Genomic DNA, 18,642 nt, shown 5'->3' on the forward strand with positions numbered 1-18,642 from the left:
CCTGTTTATATTCTCGGGAGGCGGGCCAGGATGTCTACTCGCATTGCAAAGCCGGCCGCGCGCATGCGCAAGCAGCCGCGCCAGGCCCGTTCGATCGCCACCGTCGAAGCGATCATCGAGGCCGGTGCTCGCGTTCTGAGCGAGCTTGGCTGGGCCGGTTTTTCCACCAACAAGGTTGCCGAGGCGGCAGGGGTGAGCATCGGCTCGCTCTATCAATATTTCCCAGACAAGCTCGCTCTGGTCGAGGCGATCCGGCGCCGTCACTTCGATCATGTGCTGTCGGTGATCAGCGAAGCGGCGGCGGACGAGAAGCCGCTAAGGCAGTTCGCGCGCGAGTTGGTGCGCGGCATGATCGGCGCGCACTCGATCCATCCGACGCTGCACCAGGTGCTGCTCGACGAAGCACCGGGCGACCGCGGCTCGCGCGCCGCGCATGCCTCGTTCCAGACGCGCTATCTGGAACATTACACTGCGGCCGTCGCGCAATACCGCAAACGCCGCAAGGACACCGAGACGATGGCGCGCGTGCTCTCGTCGGCGATCGAAGGCGTGATCCACAACGCGGCGCGGCGCAATATGCTCGACACGCCGGAATTGCAGAAGCAGCTCATCGAGCTGATCTCGGCCTATCTGTCAGGTGGCCGGGCTACCTGACCTGTCGGGCGCCAAGACCGCCTGGGACTGCGCCAGCAGAGGAGGCCGGCGCCGGGCCCGCGTGCCGCCACGCCCGGTCGCCGGCATTGCAAAATAATTCGCATCGCCTGTCGATTCCGCCGATGCCCGTTCGTCGTATCATCGCAACCACCCAACGAAGGAACACAAGATGCGTTTCATGATGCTGATGATCCCCGGCGGCTACGCGACCGCGGCTCCCGACGCCAGGCCCGAGGCCGAGGCCGTGGCGACGATGATGAAGTACAATGCAGAACTGAAGCGGGCCGGCGTGCTGCTTGCGCTCGACGGGCTGCACCCGCCGTCATCGGGGGCGCGGGTCTCCTTCAGCGGCGGCAAGCCGACCGTCACCGACGGCCCCTTCGCCGAGGTCAAGGAGGTGCTCGGCGGCTACTGGATGATCGACGTGCGCTCACCCGAGGAAGCCGTCGAATGGGCGCGCCGCTGCCCCGCCGGGGAGAACGACGTCATCGAAGTCCGGCGCGTGCTGGAGATGAGCGATTTTCCCGAAGACGTCCAGAAGGCCGCCGAAGGGTTCGGCGAGTTGAAGGGTTGACCACGACTGCAACGGTCGAAGCGGTCTGGCGGATCGAGCAACCAAAGCTCGCCGCCAGGCTCACCCGTACCCTGCGCGATGTCGTGCTGGCCGAGGAGGTGGTGCAGGATGCCTTCATGCTGGCGCTGGAGCGCTGGCCCTGCGATGGCATTCCGCAGAACCCGGCCGCCTGGCTGACCAGGGTCGCCACCAACCGGGCGCTCGACCGGCTGCGCCGCACCGTGCTGATCGACGGCAAGCACCGCCAGCTTGCCGTCGATCTCGCCGGGCTGGAGCAAGCGATGCCCGACATCGAGGCGGCGCTCGACGAGGATATCGACGACGATCTGTTGCGGCTGATCTTCACCTCTTGCCATCCGGTGCTGCCGGCCGAGCAGCGCGCGGCGCTTGCGCTGCGCATGCTGGGTGGACTGTCGACGCCGGAGATCGCGCGCGCCTTCCTGGTGCCGGAGGCCACCGTTGCCCAGCGCATCGTGCGCGCCAAGCGGACGCTGCGCGATGCCGGCATCGCCTTCGAGACGCCGCGCGGGCAGGAGCGGCGCGAGCGCCTCGGCGCCGTGCTGGAAGTGATCTACCTGATCTTCAACGAAGGCTATGTCGCTTCCGCCGGACCGGACTGGCTGCGCGCGGATCTCAGCGACGAAGCGATGCGCCTCGGCCGTCTGCTGGCGGCGCTGGTGCCGCAGGAGCCCGAGGCGCTCAGCCTGGTGGCGCTTATGAACCTCGGCGCCTCGCGCTTTGGCGCTCGCATCGACGCAGCGGGCAATCCTGTCCTTTTGCTCGACCAGGACCGCAGCCGCTGGGACTGGTCGCTGATCCGGCGCGGCCTCGACGGGCTGAACCGCGCGATGGCGCTGACGCCGACACCTGGCCCCTACCAACTGCAGGCGATGATCGCCGCCTGCCATGCCCGCGCGCTAAGCGCCGCCGACACCGACTGGATCGCCATCGCCGCCTATTACCAGGCGCTCGCGCTGGCAGCCCCCTCGCCCATCGTCGAGGTCAACCGGGCGGTCGCGGCCGGCATGGCGTTCGGCCCTGCGCAAGGGCTGGCGATCGCCGACGCGCTGCGGGACGAACCGCGGCTCAATGATACGCATCTGTTGCCCACGGTGCGCGGCGACCTGTTGGCAAAGCTCGGACGGATGGAAGAAGCCGGCGCCGAATTCCGCCGCGCCGCCGAGCTGACGGGCAATGAGCGGGAACGCGCGTTGCTGCTGGCGCGGGCCGATGGTGGTGACGCTTAAGAGGAAGTCATTCAGGAGAGGCCGGCGGGACAGCGCCCCCCTCTGGCCTACCGGCCATCTCCCCCACGAGGGGGGAGATCAGATGGCGCGCCGGCTTTCGCCTATCTCAAACGCCTGAAGGAAGGTGGGACGCCGAAACTGCTAATCTCCCCCCTTGTGGGGGAGATGGCCGGCAGGCCAGAGGGGGGCGCCGTAGAGCGCCTACCTTACCGGTCTATCGACCGACGAAACTTTACCGCAGCACGCGGCAACGCCCGTTATAGACCATCCAGCGATCGAAGCCCGAGACGCAGAACTCGACATTGTCGCCGATCGAGGCAAAGCCCTGGCCTTCCTCGATCAGGTAGAAGATCGAGCGGTCGCGGCCGTCCGACAGGTTGACGGTGGCGCGGCAATAGTGGCGGCCGATCGGCCATTCGTCGTTGGCCGGCTCGTAGCGGTGCTGGCGGATGTTGCGGAAATCGGTAATCGCGACATCCGGCAGATGCGGCACGTGATGCACCTGATAGGAGAAGCGGTCGGTGATCCTGCTCAGCACCCAGCTTTCGCCGCAGACGCTGCCATCGTCGCCGCTGGAGACGGAAAGGTCGGCGGCATGCGCGGCCTGGCTGAAGCCCAGCGGAGCGGCAAAGGGAGTGGACAGCGCAACCAGCGCGGCAAGGGCGGAATGGGCGAAGCGAGTCATGACAGCCTCTCAAGGTCGGTTCCGCGCACTGTGCGGATTCGCTTGGCGGCGGTCAAGCGGTTGCGAAAACAATGGTTTCCGCAAAACTTCGTTCCGACATTGCCAGCTAATCAAGAGTGCCGGCAAGCAGCAGCCCGCCGATGACGGCGATGTTGATCAGGAAGGCATTGCGCAGCACCTGGCGTTCCGGCTCCTCGCTGGCCCAGAAACGCAGCAGCATGACGTTCGTCGCCAGCGTGAAGATGACCAGCGCGCCGGCGGCAAACGGCCGGGCTATGCCAACCGCAAGCATGAAACCCGCAGCGACCTCGACCGTCGAACCGGTTGCCAGCATGAAGGCCGGAGCCGGAAATTTCTGGGCGGCGAGATAATCGCGCATCGCCGCGAATTTTACGAAATGCTCGATGCCGGCGAAGGCGAACACGCCACCGATGAGGAGAGCGCCAAACGCTTCAATGGTTTGAACAGGTATCGCGGCCTCCTGTCTGGATGGCATACTTCGCTGCGTTCAGTCCTCGGGAACGAAGGCCGGGTTGTAGACGACCTCCCACAGATGATCGTCGGGATCCTGGAAGTAGCCGGCATAGCCGCCCCAGAAAGTTTTCTGCGCCGGCTTGACCATGCGCGCGCCGGCCTTGACGGCCTCGGCCATCACCGCGTCGACCTCGGCCTCGCTGCCGACATTGTGGCCGATGGTGAATTCGGTCGGGCTGCGGCCGCTCCGCGGCACCGTGGCATCCCAGGCGATGTTGGCGCGCTCGTAGATGGCGAATTTCAGGCCGCCGGCGAGATCGAAGAAAACAACCGCGCCATGCTCGAATTCGCGACCGATGATGCCTTCGGTCGGCAGGCCGAGGCCGTCGCGGTAGAATTTGAGCGACGCTTCCAGATCGTCGACGCCGAGCGTCAATACGGTGATGCGAGCTTTCATTTCTCTCACTCCTTTCTATATCGTGACCAACGTCCGAAATCGGATGTGGTTTGCAAAAGGCGCCGAGGGGCGCCAGCAGGCTGCGTCTGTTCTGCCACGGATGAGCTGGCCGGCCTTGAACATTTCGGCCAAAATGACCGTCGCACCGATCATATCGGAGAGGGCATGGAACCGGTCCTGGCGCAGACAACCGGCTTCTTTCGCGAGCGGCCCGTCCGCCGAGGGCTGACTGATGCCTTCTGTGCGGTCTGGGTCCATCGCATGGACGACCGCGCCTCGCCGCCCATCGTCATCACGCCGGACGCCACGATCGACCTGCAATGGATCGACGGCCGCTTCCGCGTCGCCGGGCCGGACAAGGAGCCGCAGATTGAGACACCTGCGGCCGGCGCGGTGATCATCGGCTTCCGCTTCCAGCCGGGCGCGGCCGCCGGCTGGCTCGGCGTGCCGGTAAGCGAAATCGTCGGCGGACGGCTCGGGCTCGACGAATTGTGGGGCACGCGCTGCCGCGAGCTTTCGGACCGTGTCGGACGGAGGTCCGGCCTGGCCAAGCTGGTGCTGCACCTGGAAGAGACGATCGGCGCGCATTCGGAAGGGCGCGATGGGGCCGACCCGCTGATGGGTCGGGCCTTCGACGTCATCGACGAGGGCCTGCCGCCGGAAACGCCGCTGGTTCCGTTCCTGCAGCGCCACCTGCATATGAGCGAGCGGACGCTGCGCCGGCGCTTCGATGACGCTTTCGGCTATGGCCCGAAGACACTCGACCGCATCCTGCGCTTCCATCGTTTCCGCCGCCTGCAACGACTGCAGGGCGAAGCCTCGACCGCGCTGCTGGCGATCGAGGCCGGCTATGCCGACCAGGCGCATCTGATCCGCGAAAGCCGGCGGCTGACCGGCGTGACGCCCTCGGCACTGGCATAGAGCGCTCTACTCGCCAGCCAGCCACTCGAGCGCCCAGCGCGAGGGTTGCCGGACGGCAAGCGCCTTGTGCAGCGCCGGCAACAGGACCTTCAGTTCGCCTTCCAGCGTGTAGGGCGGATTGACCACCACCAGCCCGCTGCCGTCGAGGCTTGGCTCGTCCGAGGCCGGCCGGATTTCGAAGGCGATGTCGAGCAGCTTCGGAATGCCGGTCTCCTTCAGCGCCGCGCGGAAAGCGGTCACCGCCTTGCGGTCCTTGATCGGATACCAGAGCGCATAGATGCCGCCCGGCCAGCGCCGGTGCGCCTTCCGCAGGCCTTCGACGAGGCGGGAGAACTCACCCTCCTCCTCGAAGGGCGGGTCGATGAGGACGAGGCCGCGCTTTTCCTTCGGCGGCAGTTGCGCGCCCGGCGCCAGCCAGCCGTCGAGTTCGATCACCCTCGTCTGGAAATCACCCGCGAACACCGATTTCAGCCGCACGGCATCCTCGGGGTGCAGCTCGATCGCCGTCAGCCGGTCCTGGTTGCGCAGCAGATGGCGAACGATCAGCGGCGAGCCGGGATAATGCTCGAGGCCGCCGTCGGGATTTTGCGCGCGCACCGCTTCGAGATAGGGCTGAAGCAGTGCCGCTGCCCGCGGCTCGAGCGTCGCCTCGGCCAGCCGGCCGATGCCGCCCTGCCACTCGCCGGTCTTGCCGGCCTCGACCGAGCCAAGATCGTAGCGGCCGATGCCGGCATGGGTATCGACGACGCGAAAGGCCTTGTCCTTCTGCTTGAGATATTCGACGAGGCGCGCGAGCACGGCATGCTTGACGACATCGGCGAAATTGCCGGCGTGATAGGCGTGGCGATAGTTCATATGGGGCTACCTCGGGGAACCGTTGCGGCCCCAGCGCGGCGGTGGCGGCTGCGAATTGGGATTCTGGGGAGGCCCGCCGCGGCGGCCGAAGACCAGCGACAGCGCCAGTCCGGCCACGCCGACGCCCATCAGCGTATAGCCGGCCGGCTGGGCGCGTTCGTCGATCGAGCCGGTGCCGGCGCGCAGGATGAGATCGACAGCGCGCATGTCGATGCCGTCGGCATCGCCCGGGCCGACGGTGAAGACGTAAGGACCGGGCGTGACCGCCTCGATGACGCCGGCCTCGTCGCGAAAGATCTTGTCGGGCAGTTGCGGGCTGACCTGGCGCGGATTGTCGGTGTGGTTGAAGGAAAGCGTCGACGCCAGCGCCGTGCGGCCGCCGCTCGCGGCGGTCAGCGTCAGCAGCGTGCGCTGCTGCCCGGCGAGGCGCTCGGCCCGCGCGGTCAAGTCGACCAGCACCCGCACCGGCGCATCGCTTGCGGCAAGCTGTACCGTGACCGGGCGGAAGCGACCGGCTTCATAGACGCGCCAGGTGCCGATGGCATGGCCGGAAAAATTGCTCATCGCCCAGGGATAGAAAATGCCGATGGCGGCACCGACGATGAGGAGAAGAAGGGAGAGGAAGCGCATTCAAAGGCCTTGGTTTTTCGGGATCGAGATCGCCATTATCTTTTGGCGGTTTCGTCTCGGGCAGCTTCGCGGACCCGCTCCATCTCGTCCAGAAACATTTCCAGGCCAAGCTCGAAAGTCTTGTCGAAGCCGCCGGCGCCGAAATAGGCGCCGGCCTTCACGACGCTCGGATAGTCGCGCGCCAGTTCCTCGCCGCTGACGGTGGTGACCGCCGAAGGCCCCTTGGCGTAGCCGGCCGTCTCGTCGAGGATCGCGCCCATCAGATAGTAGCCTGCCGCGCGGAACAGGCGAGCGCTGAGCTCGGGACCGAAGCCGCCATCCTCGAACAGGCCGATGATGGCGTTCAGCTTGGCGAGGCAGGGCGGCGAGTTCATGCGGTAGACGACGATGAACGGCGCGAAGGCCGGATGCTCGGTGGCGACGCGGCGGAATTCCTGCATGCCGATGCGCGTCCGCTCGCGCCAGGGCAGGCTGTCGTCGGGAATGACGAGCCCGCTCATCTGCCGGTCGACCAGCGCCTCATAGAGATGCGCCTGCGAGGGAAAGTGATGGTAGATGCTCATCGCCTCGCAGCCGAGCCTGGCGGCGAGCTTGCGCATCGAAAAGCCGGAGAGCCCTTCCCGCTCGATCACCTCGAAGGCGGCGTCCTCGATCATCTCGCGGGAGAGTTTTCCGCGAGGCCGCTTTTTTTTGCTCGTTGCATCCATGGTCGCGCTTTACAACTTACACTGTAAGGTTCACTTTCGAAGATACCTTACATCGTAAGGCTAACAAACACCAGAGGAGAAACTTCATGTCAGCCGTTCGCATCGTCTCAACCGCGCATTCCTGCCTTCGTTCCGCCTCGCTCATTGCCGCGGCGTCTATGTTTGCCGCCGTTCTGGCCTCCGCGCCTGCCCGGGCCGACGACTATGACGCGACCCTCAAGGACATCCAGTCGACGATGGGCGGCGTGCCGGGCTTCGTGAAACAGTTCCCGAAGGCCGGTCTGCCCGGCGCCTGGGCCGAGGTCAAGGCCATCGAGCTCAGCGACAAGACGGCGCTGCCGCCGAAGGTCAAGTCGCTGATCTCGCTGGCGGTCGCGGCGCAGATCCCGTGCAACTACTGCATCTGGTCCGACACCCAGGACGCCAAGCGTGCCGGCGCCACCGACGAGGAGATCCAGGAGGCCGTCGCCATGGCGGCGCTGACGCGCCACTGGAGCACCATCTTCAACGGCATGCAGGTCGATTTCGACCAATTCAAGAAAGAGATGGGCGGGCAGTAACGCCGAGCGGTGAAGATTGCCGCAATGATTTGGCCCGCCTTTTGCGGGCCGTTCTTTTTGTCCCCAACCCGAAACATCCGCCTGACAATCGGCGGATGCATGCGACCCCCAAAAAAGGGCTAAAAATCCATCCCACCGATCAATCGGCTATCGCTAAATTGATCTGCTTTGTCATAATGGCTTCGGGGGTGGGTTTGCTGAACAATGATTCGAACAAGGGGCGTTTTGCGCCCGAGGGGGATTGTTGATGCTCACGGCCGATGGCAACTCAAACCGGCATTCGCCCAAGAACAGCTTTCCCGCATCGATTAATCCATTCCTCAAGCCCTTTGTCCTTTCTGCCATTATGGCGGTGTCCGGCTGTCAATATTTCAATTTCGGCCAGCCGACTTCCTTCAGCGTCTCCCAAAGCAGCAATGCGGATCTGATCGGCTTGAAACCAAATCGCGTTCAACCAGGGATCGCGCCGCGTCCGATCACCCGTGTGAGCGCCAATCCCTATCTCGGAAACGCAGCGCATATCTGCAGCCCGAGCGGCTTCGGACAGCAATCGCATTGTTTTGCGCGGGCTACCGGACCGCTTTCGATACAGAACATCTGAGAGCGAGCCGCATATTGAAATATGCCGGGCACGTGCGCTTCACGCCGATGGGTCTGTGCGCTCGCATTGCATCAATCGATCGTGACAAACCGGCAAATTCCTGTGGAACCGGCGCCGGCAGATAATCCGTAAGAAATCCGGTTTCGATTTGTTTTGTTTGGGTTATTCGCCGCAATGATCGTTGAGGCGCGAGAGCCCTCCTCGACCCGCTTATCGTTAACCAATCGCAACGACGTTTGGTTAACAAAACGCTAATTTAGTTGACTACCTGGCCGACATGTATATCTTTGTATGCGTTGGGTGTGCAATTTGGGCGAGCAGTCCGCGATGGTGGCAACCGATTCGTGGATCGCGACTTAGGGGCAGAAGGGACGCGCAAGCGGCAGCATAGCCGTAAAGCGACGAGCCCCGCGAACTCATAAACTTCGACGCACATCAGTATGGGCGATTCCGCATATGCGGGGGAATCGCTGTTTGTGACCTGGTCGGGCGATGCCTCGACCCGGAACGAGGAACTGTGCGCGTACGAGGTCGTCATGAATAGGGTCATCAAGGTTCTGAAACCGGTCGGCTCGGGTCGAAAGGGCATCGATCGCGGTCGCGCCCTGGTTGCCGGCGGGGCGGGTTTCCTCGGCTCGCATTTGTGCGAGAGGCTGCTCGCCGACGGCTATGAAGTGATCGCGCTGGACAATTTCCACACCGGCAAAAGATACAATCTTGCCGGCATCGCGCGCGACGCCGCCTTCACCTGCGTCAAGCACGACGTCGTCGACACCTTGCCGATGGATCTGGCCGTCGACGAGATCTACAACCTTGCCTGCCCTGCCTCGCCGCCTCACTACCAGGCCGATCCCATCCATACATTCAAGACCAGCGTGCTGGGCTCGATCAATCTTCTGGAGCTCGCCCGGCGCCACAACGCCAAGATATTCCAGGCCTCCACCTCCGAGGTCTATGGCGATCCGCTGGTGCATCCGCAACCCGAGGGCTATTTCGGCAACGTCAACACGCATGGCCCGCGCGCCTGCTACGACGAGGGCAAGCGTTCGGCCGAAACGCTGTTTTTCGATTATTCGAGGACATACGGCATCGACGTGCGCGTCGCGCGCATCTTCAACACTTACGGACCGCGCATGCAGCCCGACGATGGTCGCGTGGTGTCGAACTTCATCGTCCAGGCGCTGCGCGGTGACGACATCACGGTCTATGGCAGCGGCACGCAGACACGCTCCTTCTGCTATGTCGACGACCTGATCGAGGGTTTCGTGCGGCTGATGCAGGCGCCGGCGGCGCCGAATCACCCGGTCAACCTCGGCAATCCGGGCGAGTTCACCATCATGGAATTGGCCGAGCTCGTTCTCGACTACACCAATTCCCGCTCGCGGATCGTGCATCGGCCGCTGCCGGTCGACGATCCCAGGCAGCGCAAGCCCGACATTTCCTTTGCCAGGCACCATCTCGGCTGGGAGCCGAGAATTGCGCTCAGCGAAGGGCTCGCCCACACCACGGCCTATTTCGAAGCCCTGCTGGGTGGTCGCCAGCCCATCGCGCCGCGGAGCGGCCGCCAAGCCGTCAGGGCGGCCGTGATGTCATGACACGCCGCCGCATCCTGGTGACGGGTGGCGCCGGCTTCATCGGTAGCCATACCTGCAAGCAGCTCTCGGCGGCAGGCTATCTGCCGGTGGTCTACGACAATCTGAGCCGCGGCAACGAGAAATCCGTCGCCTGGGGTCCGCTGGTCGTTGGCGACATTCGCGACCGACGCACATTGCAGCGGGCGATCGCCGCCCACCGGCCGCAGGCGATCATCCATTTCGCGGCACTTGCCTATGTCGGCGAGTCCGTCGCCGAACCGGCGGACTATTATTCGGTCAATGTCGGCGGCACGATCGCCGTGCTCGACGCTGCCCGGGCGAACGGCATCGACAACATCATCTTCTCCTCGAGCTGCGCGACCTATGGCATGCCCAGGGCGCTGCCGGTGCGCGAGACCTCGGCCCAGAAACCGGTCAGCCCCTATGGCCGCAGCAAGCTGATGGGCGAAGAGATCATCAAGGACTATGCCTCGGCCTACGGGATGAAATACGCGATCCTGCGCTACTTCAACGCCTGCGGCGCCGACCCCGAGGGCGAGCTCGGCGAATGGCACACGCCGGAAACCCATCTGATCCCCAGGGTGCTGATGGCCGCTTCGGGCATGATCGAGGCGATCGAAATCTTCGGCACCGACTATGAGACCGCCGACGGCACCTGCGTGCGCGACTATATCCACGTCAGCGACCTCGCCCGGGCGCATCTCAAGGCCCTGCTGCATCTGGATGCAGGGGGCGAAAGCCTGGCGGTCAATCTCGGCACCGGCCGCGGCATTTCGATCAAGGAGATATTGGGGGCAGTCGAGCGGATCACGTCGCGGGCGGTGCCGGTCGTCTACAAGGCCCGCCGCCCCGGCGATCCGGCCGGGCTTTTTGCCGACCCCGGGCTTGCCCGTAGGCGGTTGGGCTTTGTGGCCGAGCTTTCCGACATCGACACCATCGTCAGGACGGCGGCGCCCTTTTTTGGGCTCGCCCCGGTCTTGCGCGCTTCCGGCGCTCCAGCCGCCATGCCGCGCGCGAAGCGCGCATCGCGTGGCGCGAACGCCACCACGAAACGTCGGCCCGCAAGGCCGGCGGTCGGCCCTGTGAGTAATGTGTCGGGGCGTGGGCTCGCTGAGGTCGGTTAAGACCACCTCGGCGAGCCTCCAATTTTTGGGGCCAGCCGGCTAAACCTAGCCCTTACTGTCGACCAGCTTGCGCGTCTGGTCGAACTGCGCGCCCTTGGTGTTGCCCGCCTCGAACTTCTGATGCTCGTCGGCGGGATCGTCCCTGGCGTGCTTGAAATCATACCACGTGCCGTCAGGGTCCTTGCGCTGCTCGATATTGCCCTTCTCGACACGATGGCTGTAGCAGGTGCGCTGCGGCTTGGTGGAATAGGTCTTGGACCGCCAGGCAAGCTCCATGCACATCTTGCCGTTTTCCATCACCAGCCAGCGGCCCTCGCCGACGGCGGGCGAATTCCCACCTTGCGTCCAGGCATGCAGGCGCCTGTCCATGCCGAAATAGGCGGCGCCGTTCTTCCAGTTCCAGGTGCGGTCAGCGTAGAGAAGTTGCAGCTCGAAAGCCGTCGGAGCGGTATCCGGCTTGGCGGCAGCCTCGACCGGTGCACTGTTCTTGGCCGCCGCCGCGTCGGCGGCGCCGCTGAAAGCGAGCTGGCCGCAGGCGATCAGGAGCGGAACCAGCCAGCCTCGCCTGGCGAGCCGGTCGGCCCTGCCCAGCTCGAGGCGGCCTGGTTCACACGGCAATGCGGTCTTAGTTGTCGTCCCGACGAGCGTACGCATATCAATACCCCCTCTCGACCCAGATGCGGTCGGGTCGAGGATTAATGATCTGGAAGATGTTTTCTTCGGCTTTCCGCGAGCTGTCACGATACCCGGCCCAGTCGGCTCAACGGCTGCGCGATCAGCACCCTCAAATCCATTAACAGCCGCGCGCGGCGCGATGTCAACCAAACGAAGTGGAAGTGATTGCTGCAAGCCCTCAGTTAACCACGGATATTACAATGCTGTGATAGCTTGACACTGTTCGGCACTTGCAAGGCGCCAGAATAGCTTCGGTGGGAGGGGTGGCTCCACATGACAGACAGCGCGGAAACGAGCGGGTCCGACGGCGCGGCGTTTGCCGGCCCGCGCCGGCCTGCCGGCGCCGTCCGTATCCACTCGGTGATCCTGCTGGCGATTTTGCTGGTCGCCGCGATCGCGCGTTTTCACAACATAACCCAGCCGCTGGTCGACGCCTTCAGCTGGCGCGAGACGAGCACTGCGATGATGGCCGACAATTTCCAGCAGCGCAGCTGGAACATCTTCTTTCCCGAGGTCAGCTGGACCGGCCCGGGGCCCAGCTATCAGGGCCGGGAATTCCAGATCGTCAGCTATTCCACCGCGCTGCTCTACCAGCTCTTCGGCTGGCACGACTGGTTCGGCCGCATGGTCGCCGCCCTGTTCGGCATGGTGACGGTGTTTTCGCTGCACCGGCTGACCGCGCTCTGCTGGAACGAGGCGCATGCCCATGCGGCAGCGCTTGCCTATGCGCTGATGCCGGGACCGGTGATGATCGACAGTTCGTTCCTGCCCGACCCGTCGATGCTTGCCCTGGTGACAACAGGCGTGTGGCTGTTCGTCAAATACTGGGCCGGCGGCAAGCCGTGGCTGCTGCCGCTGGCAACGCTGAGCTTCACGCTCGGCGCGCTGGCCAAGCCGCCCGGGCTCGCCGCCGGCGCCGTCATCGTCTACCTGATGGCCTGCTGGATCGTGATGGGCAGACGCAAGCAGGCGGCCGGGGTGTTCGTGGCCGGGCTGCTGAGCTTCGCCGTGATCGCCGCCTATTTCAGCTGGGCCATCTATCTCGGCCGCAGCTACCCGCCCTACCACGTCGCCGGCAGCGGCTACATCTGGGATTCCGGCTTCTGGACGTTCTTCAAGAACAATTTTTATCTCAAGTCCGTCTGGAACACCTCGGTCTGGTGGTTCTACGGCTATCCGTTCATGGCGCTGATCGCCGTCGGTTTCTGGATGCCGCCGAAGCCGGGCGAGGAAACCGGCGAGCGAGCCCTTTCGGCCGTCCCCTATGTCTGGTTCGCGGCGGCGGCGATCGTCTATGTCGCGGCGGCGCGCGAGATCACCAGCAATCCATGGAACTATCACATCTTCAACGTGCCGCTGGCGATGTTCTGCGGCCGCGGCGCGCTGGTGCTGGCGACGCTCGGCGCCGGAGCGGCGCTCACCCCGGCCGTCATCCTGCGCTCGATCTTCATCGCGGCATTGGCCCTGACGCTTTCGACTTTTCCCCTGCTCAGAACGATGAAGGCGCCGATCGCCATGAACGGCAAGCGGCTCGGCGAGGAGCTGGCGCGCCTCGTCAAGCCCGGCGAACTTGTCGTCGCCATCGCGCCGGAAGCCGGCGACCCCGTCGCGATCTACTACAGCCGGGCGCGCGGCTGGGTGTTCCCGCCCGGCGGCGGCGATGTCGAATGGTCGAAATTCGTCGAGGACGACGCCACGGCGATCGCTCAGCTCGAGGACCTGCGGACCCAGGGCGCGGACTATTTCGGCACCGCCAAGGAGGCTGCCGACAAACAGGACCGGCGGTTCGTCGAACATCATGACGGGGTGATCGACCACCTCGACAGGACCGCCACCAAGCTTGTGGATTCGGATACGCTGCTGGTCTATAGGATCACCCGCCCCTGACGGAACGCCGGTTCGAGACGGCAAGCCAGGGCGGCGAAGCAATCCACGGGGAAGCCGCGGATTTCGAGCCACCGGTCAAGCCGCACCAATGCGGCGACGGTGGACATCATCGGAGACCTGGTTGAAGCGAGCGATATCGATAATCGTCACCCTGGCGCTGCTGGCATGGCTTGCCAGCGACTCGCGCTGGAAGATGGTGGGCGATGCCTTCGCCAGCATCACGCCCGGCGCCTTCGCGGCAGTGGCGGCGGCTCTGTTCGTGACCTATGTGCTCAGGGCGCTGCGCGTCTGCGACGAGTTCCGCGACGACATCAACGGCCGCTTCGGCGCGACGCTGCGCATCATCCTGATCCACAATGCCATGATCAACATCGTGCCGTTCCGCGGCGGCGAGACGGCGTTTCCGATCCTGTTGCGCCAGGTGTTCGGCGTATCGATCGTGCGCGCCAGCGCTTCGCTGCTGTGGTTCAGGCTGCAGGACGCCTTCGTCGTCGGCGTGCTGGCCTGCCTGGTCTGGCCGAGCCTGCATCCGGCGCTCAGGGCGGCCGGCATCGGTGCGCTGATCGCAGCCGCATGGTATCTGCCGCGCTGGGCACGCGCGCCGCATAACTGGACGGCCGGCGGCAGGATCGTCTCGAAATTCGGCAAATTGCGCGACATCTTCACCGAAGCGACGGGACGCTCGCGCTACGGCTGGTGGTGGACGATGGCCAACTGGGCGCTGAAGCTCGGCGTACAGGGCTGGCTGCTCGCCATGCTGCTCAACACCTCGTTCCAAACCGCCTTTCCAGGCGCCGTCGGCGCGGAGGCCGCCGCCATCCTGCCGGTGCAGGGCGTCGCCGGCTTCGGCACCTATGAGGCGGGCGCCGCCGCCGCGCTGCTCTATTCCGGCATCGCCATGAAGGACGGCCTGCAGGCGGCGCTGGCGCTGCATCTCTTCATCCTCTGCTCGGCGGTCGCAACCGGTGCGATCGCCTGGCTGTTTCCCTCGAAATCGACGCTGCCGGAAACCCCGGCGGCGGGACCGGCAAGGAAATGACCGCCATGAACGTGCTTCCCATTCCGGCTTTCGGATTGCCCGAGGGCGCCGTCATGCCCGAGCACAAGCTGTCCATCGTCATCCCGATGTACAACGAGGCCGACAATGTCGAGCCGCTGCTGGTCCGCATCCATCAGGCGATGGAAAACTACAGCCAGCCCTGGGAAGTGGTGCTGGTCGACGACGGCAGCACCGATGCCACGCCCGCCGAGATCCGCCGGCTGGCGGCTCAATACGGGCCGCATGTGCATGGCGTGGAGCTGGTGCGCAACTACAAGCAGACCGCCGCCATGCAGGCAGGCCTCGACGCCGCGCGCGGCGACGTCATCGCGACGCTCGACGGCGACCTGCAAAACGACCCGTTCGACATTCCGCGCATGGTCTATCGCCTGCTGACCGAGGATCTCGACCTCGTCGCCGGCTGGCGCAAGAACCGCAAGGAAGGGTTCTGGATGCGCCGCCTGCCGTCGCGCATCGCCAACAGGCTGATTGCGCGCGTCACCGGCGTGCAGCTCAAGGATTATGGCTGCAGCCTGAAGGTGTTCCGCGGCAGCGTCATCCGCAGCGTGCGGCTCTACGGCGAGATGCACCGCTTCATCCCGGCCTGGCTGGCGACGGTGACGACGCCGCGCCGCATCGCCGAGGAAGTGGTGACGCATCACGCCCGCATGCACGGCCAATCGAAATACGGCATCTCGCGCACCTTCCGCGTGGTGCTGGACCTCGTCTTCATGTTCTTCTTCCTGCGCTACCGCACGCGGCCCGGCCATTTCTTCGGCGGCATCGGCATCGTGCTCGGCGTGCTCGGCTCGCTGATCCTGGCCTATCTGTTCGCGATCAAGGTTTTCTGGGGGCAGGATATCGGCACCAGGCCGATGCTGATCACCGGCTTCTTCCTGGTGATCGCCGGGCTGCAGGCGGTGACGTCGGGCGTGCTGGCCGAGATGCTGTCGCGCGTCTATCTCGAGGCCAACGGCGCGCTCGCCTATGTGGCGCGGCCGCAGCCCACGCATGGCGAGGGCGACGGCTGGCACTGGCCGATCAAGCCGGCCGCCGTCGGGACGGCGCGCGGCAAGCAATCCCGGTCTCGTTCAAAGTAATTGCCGCGCAGCGCGCGGCGGCCGGAGGGCAAGGGGTAACGGGCCGGCAGCACGCCCGCCCCCTCGCCCCCGCGGCCGCGCCCCCGCGGAACCGCCTACGGTAATTAACGCGCCCGGCAGGCCGCGCGCTGGCCGAAGCCGCTCGGGCCGCAAATCCAGGGCGAATGGCCAAGCAGCGGGCCAACGCTGCCCAGCGTGTAGGAAACCTTGACCGGCGCCGGCGCGTGCGGCCGCTGCGGGCGCACGAAAGCCGCATAGGCTTCTTCCCTGACGCGCGTCACCCTGGTCATGCGCGTCAGCGGCTTGCGATTGACCATATTCAGCCGCTTGGTCTTGAGGTGCATCTTCTTGCCGAGTTGCTCGGTCATCGGCTTGACGCTGAGCGAGCCGGTTTTCATCGTATCCATGCTCTGGCAACCCGACACCATCGAGGCCAGTGCAACGGCGGCAAGAGCGACGGCATATCTTCCGCCGATCGCCACCGCGCCTTTTGCGAATTTCATCATTGCCGTCCCCTGCCACAGTATTTCTTGATGGAGTGCGAAGATATATTCTCCACGCTTCTCCCTCATGTTGCGCAAGCAGTCCACATCCGCCCGCATCGTGACTTAAATATTAGAGGAGACTTATTAAAATTCGTGCAAACGACATGATGAGTGCCGTCTTTCGACGCTTGTTAAAATTCGATCATTTCAGGACGACGGGCGCACGCCCGCGAGAGACGCGCCAGGGTGACGCATGCTCAGGCCTCAGCGCCGAACTTCCCAACCGGGGTCGAAGTAGAGCTTGCGCGAACCGATGTCGCCCATGCCGGCGCCTGAAATCACATAGGCGATCCTGACGATGCGAAAACCGCCGGCGCCCTGCTGCAGGCCGTAGATCCCCTCCAGGCCGCGATCATAGAAACCCGCGACCGGCACGGCGAGCGCGACCATCGCCAGAGAGGCATGCAGGGCGAATTTCGCCGCGTTGGCGCGCAGCGATATCCTGTTTTCGGCGATATGCCTGGCAATGATCACCACGACCAGCAGGCCATAGAGAAAGGCGTTGAAGGCGGCGAACCAGTAGAAGCCGGTGGCATCGAAGGGATGCCTGACGACGAGCACCGGCAGCGCCGCGCCGACGGCAAGCGCCACGTAGGGCATGAAAGCCCGCGCAGGCAAAAGCTGCTTCGGGCCGCTGCCCTTCGGCGTGACGCGGAAATCAACGAAGGATTTCGTCACATAGTCGCGGATCGCCGACAGCGTGCCCCACAGGACCCAGGGCCAGCGCGCGAAGAACAGGAACAGCGTGCCTTCCCAACTCAGCGTCTTTGCCGTCAGCGGCCGCGACAGGCCGAAGGCCTTGAGCATGATGACCAAGCCGACCAGCGCCACCGAGTTCGGCAGGTAGTAGAAGATGAAATCGGCATACATCACATTGGCGAAGTTGCGCCCGGTAAACAGCGCATAGATCGGCATCGCGTACATCATCAGCGCAAACAGCGCGAACAGCGGATACCAGAGCTGGCAGAACAGGAACTGGAATTTCAGCCGCGGCGGCAGCTTGTGGAAATATCGCGGCGTGTATTCGAGCAGGATGGTCATCAGGCTGCGCGACCACTGGAATTCCTGGGTGACGAGGTCGGCGAAGGTCTGCGGGCCGTCGCCATTGGCGATGGCGTCGATGGCGTGCACGCCACGCCAGCCGGCGGCATTGATCAACATCGAGGTGGAATGATCCTCGGCCAGTTCCGGTCCAAGGCCACCGGCCTGGCGCAGGGCCTTTGTCCTGACCGCATAGTGCGAGCCGATGCAAAGCGGCGCGCCGCCGCCGGTATGGCCGGATTGCAAGGGACCGTGGAACATGCCTTCCGGGAACAGTCGTCCCCGCGCGGCCCAGCTTTCGTCGGCATTGTTGTCGCAGATGCTGGGCGCCGAGACGTAGCCGACGGCGGGATCGGCGAAGGGATAGAGGATTTCCCTCAGATAGCTCGGCGTCGGCACGTGATCGGCGTCCAATTGGGCGACGAAGTCGTAGCGCTCGTAACCATAGTGATCATAGAAGAAAGCCAGGTTGCCTTCCTTGCAGCGGGTGCGGCGCGGCCAGGTCTTGCGGTGATAATCCTCGCGGCCGCGCCTGGTCGAAATCAGCACGCCATGCGCGTCGCACCAGCGAACCGTCGCCTCCGATGGATCCTCGTCGGCGAGCCAGGTGTCGTGCGGATAGTCCTGCGCCAGCATCGCCTCAAGCGTGCGCTGCACGACGGCGAACGGCTCGGACGGCGCCTTGGTGACCACCATGGCGACGCGGGAGCGCTTCGGGATGGCGTGCAGCTTCGACGACTTCCTGGAGGCATGGACGTTGAGCAGGAAATACATCGGCATCAGCGTCAGCCAGGCCAGCACCAGGGTGGCGAAGGCGTAGGGTCCAATAGTCCCGATATGCGCGGGCCGCAGCCACCAGGACCAGAAGAAGGCCAGTGTGACGAGCCAGAAAACGAGACCGAGCCGCAGGATGAGTTGCTGGCGCGGCGCGAGAACGGGCACAAGGTAAGGACCCTTGGGGCCGAAGCCGGGCGAATTCTCGCCGGCCTGGCCCAATGACCCGGTTTTGCCGCCGACAACGCCGGCACCCGCATATACGCCCATACTACCCGCCGCCCTGCTCGCCCGGCAAAGCCGGCCGAGCGCACTCACCCAACCATAGAATCAGCGGTCACCGACAGGGAGTCAACAGAATTAGGCTTTCGTTAACCAAGCATATTGGGAACTGGTTAACCCAACACTTGGCTCCCTCCATTTTTCTTCGAAATGCGGCCGCGACGGCCGACCGTTGGCCGGTTTTGAATTGCGACCATGCGCCGAGCGGCCGACAT

Annotated in this window: 20 protein-coding genes; 11 read left to right on the forward strand and 9 right to left on the reverse strand. The window is 64.7% G+C overall.

What is annotated here, in order from left to right; all coding sequences use genetic code 11:
- The first annotated feature begins 63 nt into the window (after nucleotides 1-63).
- The 3 genes from DPM33_RS30760 to DPM33_RS30770 all read left to right on the forward strand — a co-directional run bounded on the left by DPM33_RS30760 (nucleotide 64) and on the right by DPM33_RS30770 (nucleotide 2,475).
- A complete protein-coding gene (locus DPM33_RS30760) occupies nucleotides 64-654 on the forward strand; it encodes a TetR/AcrR family transcriptional regulator (RefSeq protein WP_112101127.1) in 591 nt (196 codons plus the stop codon).
- A gap of 169 nt (nucleotides 655-823) precedes the next feature.
- The gene (locus DPM33_RS30765; protein ID WP_112101128.1) at nucleotides 824-1,228 is read left to right on the forward strand and encodes a YciI family protein; all 405 of its coding nucleotides are present in this window, start codon (nucleotides 824-826) and stop codon (nucleotides 1,226-1,228) included.
- Nucleotides 1,225-2,475: an RNA polymerase sigma factor gene (locus DPM33_RS30770; protein ID WP_112101129.1), complete on the forward strand. Its 1,251-nt coding sequence runs from the start codon at nucleotides 1,225-1,227 to the stop codon at nucleotides 2,473-2,475. Before DPM33_RS30765 ends, DPM33_RS30770 begins: the two co-directional genes overlap by 4 nt.
- A gap of 232 nt (nucleotides 2,476-2,707) precedes the next feature.
- Here DPM33_RS30770 and DPM33_RS30780 read toward each other — a convergent pair whose 3' ends face one another.
- The 3 genes from DPM33_RS30780 to DPM33_RS30790 all read right to left on the reverse strand — a co-directional run bounded on the left by DPM33_RS30780 (nucleotide 2,708) and on the right by DPM33_RS30790 (nucleotide 4,091).
- The gene (locus DPM33_RS30780; protein WP_112101130.1) at nucleotides 2,708-3,160 is read right to left on the reverse strand and encodes a hypothetical protein; all 453 of its coding nucleotides are present in this window, start codon (nucleotides 3,158-3,160) and stop codon (nucleotides 2,708-2,710) included.
- 106 nt (nucleotides 3,161-3,266) lie between these two features.
- Complete coding sequence (locus tag DPM33_RS30785) at nucleotides 3,267-3,656, reverse strand: DoxX family protein (RefSeq protein ID WP_245442532.1); 390 nt, start codon at nucleotides 3,654-3,656, stop codon at nucleotides 3,267-3,269.
- A 12-nt stretch (nucleotides 3,657-3,668) separates the two neighbouring features.
- On the reverse strand, nucleotides 3,669-4,091 hold the full coding sequence (locus tag DPM33_RS30790; protein ID WP_112101131.1) for a VOC family protein: 423 nt from the start codon (nucleotides 4,089-4,091) through the stop codon (nucleotides 3,669-3,671).
- Between the two features lie 165 nt (nucleotides 4,092-4,256).
- Between DPM33_RS30790 and DPM33_RS30795 the strand changes: the two genes are divergently transcribed.
- A complete protein-coding gene (locus tag DPM33_RS30795; protein WP_112101132.1) occupies nucleotides 4,257-5,012 on the forward strand; it encodes a helix-turn-helix domain-containing protein in 756 nt (251 codons plus the stop codon).
- A 6-nt stretch (nucleotides 5,013-5,018) separates the two neighbouring features.
- Here DPM33_RS30795 and DPM33_RS30800 read toward each other — a convergent pair whose 3' ends face one another.
- Genes DPM33_RS30800 through DPM33_RS30810 form a run of 3 tightly spaced genes read right to left on the reverse strand, consistent with a single transcriptional unit; the run spans nucleotide 5,019 to nucleotide 7,153 of the window.
- Nucleotides 5,019-5,867, reverse strand: a complete 849-nt coding sequence (locus DPM33_RS30800) for a 23S rRNA (adenine(2030)-N(6))-methyltransferase RlmJ (RefSeq protein WP_112101133.1) — start codon at nucleotides 5,865-5,867, stop codon at nucleotides 5,019-5,021.
- Nucleotides 5,868-5,873: 6 nt separating this feature from the next.
- Nucleotides 5,874-6,497 (reverse strand): hypothetical protein, encoded by a 624-nt coding sequence (locus DPM33_RS30805; protein WP_112101134.1) that lies wholly within the window; start codon nucleotides 6,495-6,497, stop codon nucleotides 5,874-5,876.
- A gap of 35 nt (nucleotides 6,498-6,532) precedes the next feature.
- Nucleotides 6,533-7,153, reverse strand: coding sequence for a TetR/AcrR family transcriptional regulator (locus DPM33_RS30810; RefSeq protein WP_245442534.1), 621 nt, complete (start codon nucleotides 7,151-7,153; stop codon nucleotides 6,533-6,535).
- A 137-nt stretch (nucleotides 7,154-7,290) separates the two neighbouring features.
- Here DPM33_RS30810 and DPM33_RS30815 point away from each other — a divergent pair, with 137 nt between their 5' ends.
- From DPM33_RS30815 to galE, 4 genes are all read left to right on the forward strand, one after another.
- Nucleotides 7,291-7,764, forward strand: a complete 474-nt coding sequence (locus DPM33_RS30815; protein ID WP_112101136.1) for a carboxymuconolactone decarboxylase family protein — start codon at nucleotides 7,291-7,293, stop codon at nucleotides 7,762-7,764.
- Between the two features lie 247 nt (nucleotides 7,765-8,011).
- Nucleotides 8,012-8,365: a hypothetical protein gene (locus tag DPM33_RS30820; RefSeq protein WP_112101137.1), complete on the forward strand. Its 354-nt coding sequence runs from the start codon at nucleotides 8,012-8,014 to the stop codon at nucleotides 8,363-8,365.
- A gap of 536 nt (nucleotides 8,366-8,901) precedes the next feature.
- Nucleotides 8,902-9,960 (forward strand): UDP-glucuronic acid decarboxylase family protein, encoded by a 1,059-nt coding sequence (locus DPM33_RS30825; RefSeq protein ID WP_112101183.1) that lies wholly within the window; start codon nucleotides 8,902-8,904, stop codon nucleotides 9,958-9,960.
- Entirely contained in the window at nucleotides 9,957-11,084 is a 1,128-nt protein-coding gene (gene galE / locus DPM33_RS30830) for a UDP-glucose 4-epimerase GalE (RefSeq protein WP_112101138.1), read from the forward strand. Before DPM33_RS30825 ends, galE begins: the two co-directional genes overlap by 4 nt.
- A 45-nt stretch (nucleotides 11,085-11,129) precedes the next feature.
- Here the strand turns inward: galE and DPM33_RS30835 are convergent, their stop codons facing one another.
- Complete coding sequence (locus DPM33_RS30835) at nucleotides 11,130-11,738, reverse strand: DUF995 domain-containing protein (protein WP_112101139.1); 609 nt, start codon at nucleotides 11,736-11,738, stop codon at nucleotides 11,130-11,132.
- 294 nt (nucleotides 11,739-12,032) lie between these two features.
- Between DPM33_RS30835 and DPM33_RS30840 the strand changes: the two genes are divergently transcribed.
- From DPM33_RS30840 to DPM33_RS30850, 3 genes are all read left to right on the forward strand, one after another.
- Complete coding sequence (locus DPM33_RS30840; RefSeq protein WP_112101140.1) at nucleotides 12,033-13,646, forward strand: ArnT family glycosyltransferase; 1,614 nt, start codon at nucleotides 12,033-12,035, stop codon at nucleotides 13,644-13,646.
- Between the two features lie 121 nt (nucleotides 13,647-13,767).
- Nucleotides 13,768-14,685, forward strand: coding sequence for a lysylphosphatidylglycerol synthase domain-containing protein (locus tag DPM33_RS30845; protein ID WP_112101141.1), 918 nt, complete (start codon nucleotides 13,768-13,770; stop codon nucleotides 14,683-14,685).
- A gap of 5 nt (nucleotides 14,686-14,690) precedes the next feature.
- A complete protein-coding gene (locus DPM33_RS30850; RefSeq protein ID WP_112101184.1) occupies nucleotides 14,691-15,785 on the forward strand; it encodes a glycosyltransferase family 2 protein in 1,095 nt (364 codons plus the stop codon).
- A 104-nt stretch (nucleotides 15,786-15,889) separates the two neighbouring features.
- Here DPM33_RS30850 and DPM33_RS30855 read toward each other — a convergent pair whose 3' ends face one another.
- The gene (locus DPM33_RS30855; RefSeq protein ID WP_112101142.1) at nucleotides 15,890-16,291 is read right to left on the reverse strand and encodes a hypothetical protein; all 402 of its coding nucleotides are present in this window, start codon (nucleotides 16,289-16,291) and stop codon (nucleotides 15,890-15,892) included.
- 243 nt (nucleotides 16,292-16,534) lie between these two features.
- The gene (locus tag DPM33_RS30860; protein WP_112101143.1) at nucleotides 16,535-18,415 is read right to left on the reverse strand and encodes a glycosyltransferase family 2 protein; all 1,881 of its coding nucleotides are present in this window, start codon (nucleotides 18,413-18,415) and stop codon (nucleotides 16,535-16,537) included.
- Nucleotides 18,416-18,642: the final 227 nt, after the last annotated feature.

The sequence above is a fragment of the Mesorhizobium hawassense genome, from assembly GCF_003289945.1.
GTDB lineage: Bacteria > Pseudomonadota > Alphaproteobacteria > Rhizobiales > Rhizobiaceae > Mesorhizobium > Mesorhizobium hawassense.